Origin of the sequence: Thomasclavelia sp. (assembly GCF_017889095.1) — a bacterium.
Classification (GTDB): Bacteria; Bacillota_I; Bacilli_A; order Erysipelotrichales; family Coprobacillaceae; genus Thomasclavelia.
Genome location: NZ_JAGHEW010000234.1, coordinates 1 through 9,453 on the forward strand (window position 1 = coordinate 1; position 9,453 = coordinate 9,453).

A 9,453-nucleotide genomic window follows, 5' to 3' on the forward strand; every position below is an offset into this window, starting at 1 on the left:
CATCACTAAAGTGATATGGCAGTTTCCTGTTAAGCAGTTGGAGACTTCTATAAATTTTCAGTGGTTTCTTCCATTGTTTTATGATAATAACCCTTATCTTATGGCGTACCCATTGTCCGAATTTATCTATAAAGACTTTCATCTTTCCTATTCGACTCCATGTTGTTGTTCTCCCTTCCATTTTGTAAATATATATAGAACCATTCCCTCTATCTTCATCCCCATAGAATTACGATTTCTAATTTTAGGACTATCCTCGATTTCGAATTGTCTATACATTGCCTGATGGTGAGTAACACCATATAAACATTAGGTCCTTTGGTATTGATGATATACCTACTACGACCTCAGCTGACTTCCCTTAGTTAACCTTTTTCGACCGACGGTACCATCACTGATTTTAAAGTTTACTGGAATTCATCGTCTAAGGGACCTCCCGGGGTAATTCACTAATCCTCCTTCTTTCACAACGTCCTGATTTACTGTCTTGGTTTTACGTTTACCTTTTGGACTTCGATTTGTAGCGCAATCTTATCCACCATTTAGCCTTGTATCAAGTTTCTGTTCGTACGTTCGAAAGAATCGCTACATCACTTCCTTCACCCATAACATTACTGTTAACAGCTTGTGGTTCACTACACTTGGCGGTAACTACCTGAGGCCGGTTTATCTCCGACTGAATTAGTGCCATGCCCGGCACACGCTAAAAACGACTATGAATAACATTTTCATAGCCGTTTTTCAATCATAATTACATAAGGTGCTCCTTGTTTATTCAACATCTTAAACATTCCAACATTAAATAAACGATGATCTAAGCCACTTACATACTCATCAATAACCGCACTTTCTCTTTTACCTTCTTCATGACCAATATAAACAACAATATATAAACAACATCCCTTGTTCAACAGTTCAATAGCTTTTTTGATTGCTTTGACACTGCTATCGCCCATAGTTGTAATTTGATGATCACCACTAGGTAAATACCCTAAATTAAAAACTCCAACATCAAATCTATCTACATATAAATCAACATTTTCATGACTATCTAAAATCAATTCAACATTATCTTTTTCACCGATTAATTCTTTAGTCTTTTTTAAAGCCTGCTCTTGAATATCAAAACTATATACATGATTAGCTAAATTACTTAATAATAGTGTATCATGACCATTACCCATCGTAAAATCAACAGCTATATCATAATGATTCTTTTTAATTCGTTCATGGACAAATTCTATCATTGTTTTCATCTTATCATTCCTTTCCCTTACTACTATATTATATACTTTCTATAATTCAAACAAAAAATCACTATCTTCTATCATAACATAATATAATATTTTATCACATAATATGTTATTATAATTTTTATTTAAATAATTTCAATCATTAAATCATCAATATAAACCCACCTCAAAATCTTAAAAAACAATTCTTTAAACAATAAATATAATACCACATTTATTATTTTTGATAATAAAATAATCTCAAAAATATTCATTATTAAAATCATATAATTATCATAGAAACAATCAAAATCAATTGAATTTATCAATCTTTTTACTAGTTTGACCTAAAAAAAACCTTAAGCTATAATCATTTTAAAGATTTAAACAAAGGGGGAAATTTAAGATCATCAATGATATATCATTTGATCTTTTAAACATTTATATGGAAGAAATAAAATATCAAATCAATCCTAATTTCTTACTTCGTCAAGTTGCTGAAGAATACATTATTGTACCAATTGAAGCCAGTGGTGATATGGCTAATGCCATTATGGCACCTAATGAAACAGCCGTATTTATTTGGCAAGCTTTTCAACAGCCTAGAACTATATCAGAAGTAGTTACTATGATTCTTGATAAATACGATGCACCAAAAGATATAATCGAAAATTCAGTAAATCGCTTTGTAAGTGAATCATCAAATCTTGATATTTTACAAAAAGTACAATAACAATATAAAGGATCCAAATATCAATGAAACTAACATACGAACGATTTTTAATCAATAAAGGAATTCTATAATAGCACTCTAAATTTTTGTTTTCCAATATAACTTTTATTATATTAATACAATTAATACATACCTGCAAACTAAAAAGACTTGAAATTTTCTTCAAGCCTTTTTTAATATATTAAGATTTTGCAGTTTCCCAGCTATCCTTATCCAGATTTGTCGTACAATGAACATTATCATTATGTGGTCCACGCCAAACAATTACTTCAGTTGTAGTGGAACCTCCCCACCATCCATTAGAAGTCACATAATATCCTTCTAAAAATTCATCATCCGATTCAGCTTCATGAGTAGTACCACAAGCATGATAACCACCTAAACTTCTATCTCCACCCCAACCTGTTTGTAAACCTGGGCGTCCATTAGTTTCTAGATAAACAGTTCCTGATTTTCCACCACCTGCATCACATGTGAATTTATATACTGTACCACTGTCACCACAAGCAGCTACGTATTCATTAGCTGCAAAATGTTCTACATTAAAAACTGGTTTTATATAACTTTTCACTTTTGTTCCCCTCCTAAACTTTTATTTTACAAATAAGATTATACCACTCTTATTTTTGAATTGCAAATTATATTGCATAATTCATATAAAATTAATGTAAATTATTTCATAAATCTACCACTATAGGAAATATTATTCTCTTTTTTAAGCGATTATGAACCGATAAAAAATTTAATGTATAGATATTTTTGTTACTTATTTTATAGAATAATAGTAACAAAAGATGGTTAAAAAAGGAGAAAAATATGAGTATTAGACAACGTAAAAGTAAGAAAGCAAAGACAGGATTTACCTATCAAATTTATTTTAATTATACTGATAATTTAAGTGGTGAAAGGAAGAGATTTTCTAAAAGTGGGTTTGCATCTTATGATGATGCATTGTTATATGAAAAAAGAAAAAAGTTAGAATTGAATGCTACAGAGAATTATATTAAAAAATATAAAATAACGATTGATGAGGTATTTTTAGAATGGTTAGAATTAGAAGCTAAATATTATTATCAGGATAATACTATTATTGATTATACTAATCGTTATCAAAAACATATAAAAGATAGATTAGGACATATTTTAATATCAGAAACTAATTATAAAGTGTTTCAATCTTATTTTAATAGTAATTCTAATATTGGTATAAATACTAATTATAAATTAAAAGATGTACTAAACGTAATTTTAAATTTTGTAATTAAATGCAATTATATTGAACAAAATCCCTTACGTTTAGTACATATTACCGGAAAAAATAAATCTAGATCTAAAAACAATCTAGTATATAAAGATGAAGATTTCTTTAGAATAATTGATGAATTACAAAAAACAGCAACTGTTAAAAGAAATGCTTATGTTATTGCTTTATATATAGGTAGATATACCGGTCTTAGAATATCAGAAGTATTTGCTTTAGATAAAGATGATTTTGATTTTGATAATCAGTTAATTTATATTTCTAAAAAAATGATTTACGCTAATAAAACAAGAAAAGAATTAATTGTATCCAAAAAAATGAAAACAAAATCATCAAAATCAATATTACCACTTCATCAAGATTTACATGATATACTAATAAAATGGTTTAAAGTTCATCGTTATCAACATGTTATAAGTGATGAAAATGGTCAATATTTAAATCCTAAACAATTAGAATATACACTATGGAAAATATCAAAAGATCTAGATATCCATTTTCATTTCCATATGTTAAGACATACTCTAGCTACAAGATTAGTAAATAGTGGTGCAGAACTAAAAGCAACTCAAGAAATATTAAGACATTCTAATATTACGACTACTATGAATATCTATACACATGTAAATGAAGCAAATAAGAAACAAGCACTATATCAAGTCTTTCCCAAGACAAATAAATAAGCCTGGTATAATCTTACTTGTAAATATATAGAGTAATCGAAGGGAGAGAAATATATGAAGATGAAATATGAAAGTCCAATAATAACAGTAGAAGAATTTACAGTTAATAGAGCGATTGCTGCATGTGGTGATGAAACGAGTAGACCGATTATATTTGATTGTATGATTGGTGATCAAAGAGATACTACAAGTGTACTTACAACTAGTTGTAGTAGAAAAGCAGGGACAACAGAATTAAAAACAGCGCAAACAAGCGGGTCTCATGATCATTCTAATTATACTGGAGGAACATGGAGTACGTCGAGAGATACATGCACATATTATGCTCCATCTGATGCAATTGGGTTAGTTTATTTTTGTTCAGCTAGTAATGGAGCAAATTGCTTTACTGAACGAAACGGTATGCTTGTACATACTGGAAGACATAGTGGTCAATATCATGTTCAGGTTGCACCTTTATATGGAACTAGTGTTGAAGATGTAAACGTAGGAAGCTAATAAAATAAAATATATGAAATAAACAATGAAAGGAGGGTAGCCTGACTACCTTTCTTTTTATTGTATTATGCATGATGAGAAATGAGGTGTGAAGTAATATGAATATGGCTGATGAATTTCAAGAGTCTTATAATGAGTTTTTGTTTAGAAAAGCAGATTCTATGAATTTGCCTTTAATGGGTACGATTGAATTGACACCAGCTTGTAATTTAAATTGTAAAATGTGTTATATTCACCAAAATCAGGAATCAGTTCTTGCACATGGTGGCTTAAAATCTATTGATTTTTGGGAAAATGTGATTGATCAGGCAATAGAAGCTGGAATGCTATTTTGTCTTCTTACAGGCGGTGAGATTTTTACTTATCCTGGTTTTCGTAAATTATATACAAAATTGAAACAAAAAGGAATCCATATTGTACTCAATACTAATGGAACAATGTTAAATCGTGATACAGTAGAGTGGCTAGCAAAGGATCCGCCACGCCGTTTGAATATATCTCTTTATGGGGCATCATCAAAAACTTATGAACGCTTAACTGGAAGAAGTGACGGATATAATCGGGTAATAGAGGCATTTTCGCTTTTAAAAGAATATAACGTTCCATTTCGTGTTCACGGGGTTCTTGTTCCTTCTATGATGGAAGATTATGATAAAATCAAAGAAATTTGTAATCATTTTCGGGTTCCAATACAACTTTCTTATTATATGTTTCCACCTCTACGAAAAGAATCCAAAAAACCTGTAGATCAGGAACGTTTTACTCCTGAAGAGATGGCAAAAGTAGCATTACGTTACCGCAAAGATCAAAGTGGTGGGGATAAAAAAGTTTGGCGTGACTTTTTGGAAGCTGCTTGTAACGGCATAGAACATCCTGAAACTCAACGTCATTATGGTAATAGGCACATGCATTATCGTAGCGGAGTTAGTGCGTTTTGGATAAACTGGAAAGGTGAAGTGTCAGGATGCGGTGTAGCAGACGATGATATTCATAGTCTTGAAAAAGAAAGCTTTACAGATGCATGGAAAGCAATTTCACGCTATACAAAAGAAGTACAACTTTCAAAAAAGTGTAGCACCTGCCAATATCTAGGCATTTGTCCTGTTTGTGCTGCTGGAGCATATTGTGAAACTGGAGCAGTTGATGGTGAACCTGAATACTTGTGTGAATTTTGTCGCTATTATTCACGTCTTCTTCAAGAAAAACTTAAACAGCTAAAAAAAGCGGAGGAATCACTATGAACACTGAAGCCTGGTATCAAATCGCTGATGTTGTATTGCACGTGGTTTTTGATTTTGTTTTTCCAGCAAAAAATAGTTATATGAGAGATTTTCTTGTAGAACCATGTGAAGCTAATTATACATTGAAGTTTTGTAAGACTGACAATATTCCTTCTTTTTTGGAGAAATTTCCTATTTTTGTTGGTGAAATTGCCAAATTCCACTACTATAAAAATCATGAAGGAACGGTAGCCTGTTTTCATATTCACGATGGATATTATCATGCAGTTACTATTTTGGAAACAAATAGTGGGATTTGCTATTATCTAAGTGTGGAATGGTTGAAAGAGGAAATAGATAGAGGAAACCATCTAGAAAACTTTTTTTGTATTGAAAATTTGTTAATGAAATTTGATGCTATGATCTTACATAGTTGTCATATACAAAAGTCTAGACAAGCGATTCTTTTTACCGCTCCTTCTGGAACAGGTAAATCAACGCAAGTAGAGTTGTGGCGAGTTCATAGAAGTGCAGAAATTATTAATGGTGATCGTACAATTATCCGTAAAAAAAATGGCATTTGGTATGCTTATGGTGCACCCTTTTGCGGTACTTCTAATATTCACCTAAATCGACAGGCACCAATCAAGGCTATTGTTGTTTTAAAACAGGCACCAGAAGATCACGTAGAAAGAATTTATGGTCATCAAGCCTTTTTATCGATATACAGCGAATTAACAGTTAATAGTTGGGATGAATTATTTGTTCAAAATGCCTTGAATTGGGTCACAGAATTATTGGAAGATATAAAAATCTATCGTTTTTTATGCACAAAGAATCCAGAAGCAGTAGATACATTAGAGAGTGTTTTATATGAAAGAATTGCATTGGAATCTATGTAAAAGAAAGTGAAATATAAACAGTATGAGGAGAGAAGTAGAAAATCATGAAAAGAAACAAAAATTTTATTCTCCGAAAGATTGCTGGAGAATCGATTATTGTTCCAACAGGTGAAGCAACCACAAAATTTAATGGACTATTTTCACCTAATCCAACTGCGACATTTGTTTGGGAACATATTGAAGAAGTGGCTAATTTAGAAGAAATGATTCAGCTTGTATTAGAACATTTTGATATAGATGAAAAAACAGCTAGAACCGATATTGAGGGATTTATTAAAGAACTCAAATTAGTTGGATTTGTAGAAGAATAAAAAGTGTAAAACAAAAAGAACAAAATAATATTAGAAAAGATTGCCATTGTCTAAAAAAGGATATTCATATCATTATGTTTTAATTAAATTATAACTAAATTGAATCAAGAGAGTATTAGAATTATTAAACTGCATATTAAGCATTTTTTAATTTATATAATGTGTCTAAATCAAGTAGACTTATTTTATACTTCAATTGTTGGATTTAAAAGATTTATCATTTTTAATTAGAGGTTATTATGGAAAAACATATTAAAGAAGTGGATATAAATGAATATTTACCAGTATTAATAGATATAGTAAACTCTGGAAAAGATGTTAGTTTATTGATTTCAGGTAACTCTATGAGTCCATTTTTGATTCATCATCGCGATTCAATTATTATTTCAAAGCCAGATAAACCATTTAAAAGAGGTGACATGGTATTTTTTCAAAGATTAACCGGACAATATGTAATGCATCGGATTCATCATATTGATAAAAAAGGAAAATTATATATTGTTGGTGACAATCAAACAGTAATAGAAGGACCTGTTGATTCTAAACAAGTATTTGGCATTATAAATAAAGTAATTCGAAAGGGAAAAGTACTTGAAAAGAAAAATTTTTGGTGGTTTTTCTTTGAAAAAATTTGGATAAGAGTAATTCCATTACGTAGAATGATTCAAAGAATGTACACATATATTAAAAATATTAGAAAGTAATTACAAAAATAAACAATGGATTTCCATAATATTCTAGTAAAGTTTATAAAGCTTTGTGATATTTAATAAGAAGTATTATTTTAGTGTAAACGTTGTTGTTTATATTGAGTTTTTTATTTTATTAACTAATCAAAACTGTCATTTATTATAATTGAATATAATGAAATTAAATAGATTATTAATTATATTGAGTTAGTATATTAACTCATCTATAAATAAAAAAGAATTGAATTAAAAACAGCCTTTTGGCTGTTTTTAACTACTTTGCCGTTTTGACTTTTTTCTTTAACTCATCTAATGTTATCTCTTTCAATATTTCTTCTGTGACCTTTTCTAATTGTTTTTCTGTTAAGCTTTCTAACCATTTACTTTCATCCTGCCCATATTTTGTCATGATCAGTTTTTGTAACATACTTTCCTGCATTGCTCGTTTACCTGATGCTTCTCCCTTAACATAACCATTATCATAACTTTCTTTTAACAGTGCTTTTTCTCGCATCCGAGCACTTTCTCTTGCAAAGGCTAAATCCCACATCTTGGTATCCTTTGTAAACTTTTCATGCATTTCCACCACCTGCTTTATTAAATCGTTTTCTTCCTCTTTGATTATACCATCATATTCATTGCTTTTAAGCAGATAAAAGTTTGTTTGATTCTTCTTCCTTCTTTCTTTTAAAATATTTTCAATATTTTTATGCTTTTGATAAAGTATGCTATTCTTTTAAATATTGAAGATTTTTACCAATACTATATAGAACCTCAAAATGATAAAGCTCCCCCATAAATAAACCTTTACCATTATCTATTTTTCTAATCGATAATAAACTATGCTAAATAGTGATATTTCTATCTAAAATATAATTATCATTATAGATTTTTTAGTCTATAATTTTTTTAGTTAGCATAGATTGACAATAATTAAAATGTTGCTGATTAAAATAATCTTTAGTTAAACAGCCATATTCACCAAAACTCTTTAATAAATATTGATCATCATCAATTATAATATAATGATCAATATCTTGATGATTTGCTAAATACTTATTAATACACTTTTCTTTATTTAAATCCTCATTAATAACATCAATAATATACATATCTAAATCATAAAGCCTGAATAAAGCTTTTATTTGATCAAATGTATTATATTTTCCCCAAGCAGAATGTAATACGATTTTACTATTTGTATTTTCAATTAATTCTCTTAAATAACCTAAAGCAATATAAGACCAATCATAATAAGCTGCTGCTAAATCATATTTATCAAATGTTAAATAGATATCATCATTATATTTTTCCGATAAATATTTTGCAGTTGCATCCATATCGTGAGCAAATCTTCGCTCAAATAATGGTGGTTGAATTACTCCATCAATATCTAAAAAAATGATATTATTGTATTTGCTGTTTTTAATTCTAAAATCCTCTCTACTCCTAGCCTGATTAATAAACTGATTTGATTTGTGCATAAAAATTTCCTCCTAATTATTTTTTCTTTATTTATTATCTCATTTATAAAATAAAAATTCATTGAATTATAAATTCAATATCTAGTAAAGTAAAAACAGCCAATTTGGCTGTTTTTACTTAGTTTCTACTTTTCTTTTTAGCTCATCTAATGTTATTTCTTTCAATATTTCTTCTGTGACCTTTTCTAACTGTTTTTCTGTTAAGCTTTCTAACCATTTGCTTTCATCCTGTCCATATTTTGCCATGATCTGTTTTTGTAACATACTTTCCTGCATTGCTCGTTTACCATTATCATAACTTTCTTTTAACAGTGCTTTTTCTCGCATTCGAGCACTTTCTCTTGCAAATGCTAAATCCCACATCTTGGTATCCTTTGTAAACTTTTCATGCATTTCTACCACCTGCTTTATTAAATCGTTTTCTTCCTCTTTGATTATAC

Annotated in this window: 11 protein-coding genes and 1 pseudogene; 7 read left to right on the forward strand and 5 right to left on the reverse strand. The window is 29.5% G+C overall.

Annotated features, from left to right (window positions below):
• Positions 1-728: 728 nt before the first annotated feature.
• Complete coding sequence (locus J7M77_RS10095; protein ID WP_296878103.1) at positions 729-1,256, reverse strand: class I SAM-dependent methyltransferase; 528 nt, start codon at positions 1,254-1,256, stop codon at positions 729-731.
• A 421-nt stretch (positions 1,257-1,677) separates the two neighbouring features.
• Here J7M77_RS10095 and J7M77_RS10100 point away from each other — a divergent pair, with 421 nt between their 5' ends.
• A complete protein-coding gene (locus J7M77_RS10100; protein WP_296878105.1) occupies positions 1,678-1,965 on the forward strand; it encodes a PqqD family protein in 288 nt (95 codons plus the stop codon).
• Positions 1,966-2,146: 181 nt separating this feature from the next.
• On the opposite strand, the gene J7M77_RS10105 is transcribed toward J7M77_RS10100, so the two are convergent.
• A complete protein-coding gene (locus tag J7M77_RS10105) occupies positions 2,147-2,536 on the reverse strand; it encodes a hypothetical protein (protein WP_296878107.1) in 390 nt (129 codons plus the stop codon).
• A gap of 245 nt (positions 2,537-2,781) precedes the next feature.
• On the opposite strand from J7M77_RS10105, the gene J7M77_RS10110 reads away from it, so the two are divergent.
• The 6 genes from J7M77_RS10110 (at position 2,782) to J7M77_RS10135 (ending at position 7,544) form a co-directional block, all read left to right on the forward strand.
• The gene (locus tag J7M77_RS10110; protein ID WP_296878109.1) at positions 2,782-3,909 is read left to right on the forward strand and encodes a site-specific integrase; all 1,128 of its coding nucleotides are present in this window, start codon (positions 2,782-2,784) and stop codon (positions 3,907-3,909) included.
• A 54-nt stretch (positions 3,910-3,963) separates the two neighbouring features.
• Positions 3,964-4,407, forward strand: coding sequence for a hypothetical protein (locus J7M77_RS10115; RefSeq protein ID WP_296878110.1), 444 nt, complete (start codon positions 3,964-3,966; stop codon positions 4,405-4,407).
• 176 nt (positions 4,408-4,583) lie between these two features.
• Positions 4,584-5,648 (forward strand): radical SAM protein, encoded by a 1,065-nt coding sequence (locus J7M77_RS10120; protein ID WP_296878123.1) that lies wholly within the window; start codon positions 4,584-4,586, stop codon positions 5,646-5,648.
• On the forward strand, positions 5,645-6,529 hold the full coding sequence (locus tag J7M77_RS10125) for a hypothetical protein (protein ID WP_296878112.1): 885 nt from the start codon (positions 5,645-5,647) through the stop codon (positions 6,527-6,529). The genes J7M77_RS10120 and J7M77_RS10125 overlap by 4 nt, the downstream gene beginning before the upstream one ends.
• A gap of 44 nt (positions 6,530-6,573) precedes the next feature.
• Positions 6,574-6,840, forward strand: coding sequence for a PqqD family protein (locus J7M77_RS10130; protein WP_296878114.1), 267 nt, complete (start codon positions 6,574-6,576; stop codon positions 6,838-6,840).
• Positions 6,841-7,079: 239 nt separating this feature from the next.
• Entirely contained in the window at positions 7,080-7,544 is a 465-nt protein-coding gene (locus J7M77_RS10135) for a S24/S26 family peptidase (RefSeq protein ID WP_296878117.1), read from the forward strand.
• 259 nt (positions 7,545-7,803) lie between these two features.
• On the opposite strand, the gene J7M77_RS10140 is transcribed toward J7M77_RS10135, so the two are convergent.
• The 3 genes and pseudogenes from J7M77_RS10140 to J7M77_RS10150 form a co-directional block, all read right to left on the reverse strand.
• Positions 7,804-8,109 (reverse strand): hypothetical protein, encoded by a 306-nt coding sequence (locus tag J7M77_RS10140; protein WP_296878119.1) that lies wholly within the window; start codon positions 8,107-8,109, stop codon positions 7,804-7,806.
• Positions 8,110-8,422: 313 nt separating this feature from the next.
• Positions 8,423-9,013, reverse strand: a complete 591-nt coding sequence (locus J7M77_RS10145; RefSeq protein ID WP_296878121.1) for an HAD domain-containing protein — start codon at positions 9,011-9,013, stop codon at positions 8,423-8,425.
• A 114-nt stretch (positions 9,014-9,127) separates the two neighbouring features.
• Positions 9,128-9,453: pseudogene (locus J7M77_RS10150) on the reverse strand (hypothetical protein); the annotation flags it as partial.

Bases quoted from the DNA above. Each gene is read 5' to 3' on its own strand.
- J7M77_RS10095 (WP_296878103.1), bottom strand. From the start codon at position 1,256: ATGAAAACAATGATAGAATTTGTCCATGAACGAATTAAAAAGAATCAT.
- J7M77_RS10100 (WP_296878105.1), top strand. From the start codon at position 1,678: ATGGAAGAAATAAAATATCAAATCAATCCTAATTTCTTACTTCGTCAA.
- J7M77_RS10110 (WP_296878109.1), top strand. From the start codon at position 2,782: ATGAGTATTAGACAACGTAAAAGTAAGAAAGCAAAGACAGGATTTACC.
- J7M77_RS10115 (WP_296878110.1), top strand. From the start codon at position 3,964: ATGAAGATGAAATATGAAAGTCCAATAATAACAGTAGAAGAATTTACA.
- J7M77_RS10120 (WP_296878123.1), top strand. From the start codon at position 4,584: ATGGGTACGATTGAATTGACACCAGCTTGTAATTTAAATTGTAAAATG.
- J7M77_RS10125 (WP_296878112.1), top strand. From the start codon at position 5,645: ATGAACACTGAAGCCTGGTATCAAATCGCTGATGTTGTATTGCACGTG.
- J7M77_RS10130 (WP_296878114.1), top strand. From the start codon at position 6,574: ATGAAAAGAAACAAAAATTTTATTCTCCGAAAGATTGCTGGAGAATCG.
- J7M77_RS10135 (WP_296878117.1), top strand. From the start codon at position 7,080: ATGGAAAAACATATTAAAGAAGTGGATATAAATGAATATTTACCAGTA.
- J7M77_RS10140 (WP_296878119.1), bottom strand. From the start codon at position 8,109: ATGCATGAAAAGTTTACAAAGGATACCAAGATGTGGGATTTAGCCTTT.
- J7M77_RS10145 (WP_296878121.1), bottom strand. From the start codon at position 9,013: ATGCACAAATCAAATCAGTTTATTAATCAGGCTAGGAGTAGAGAGGAT.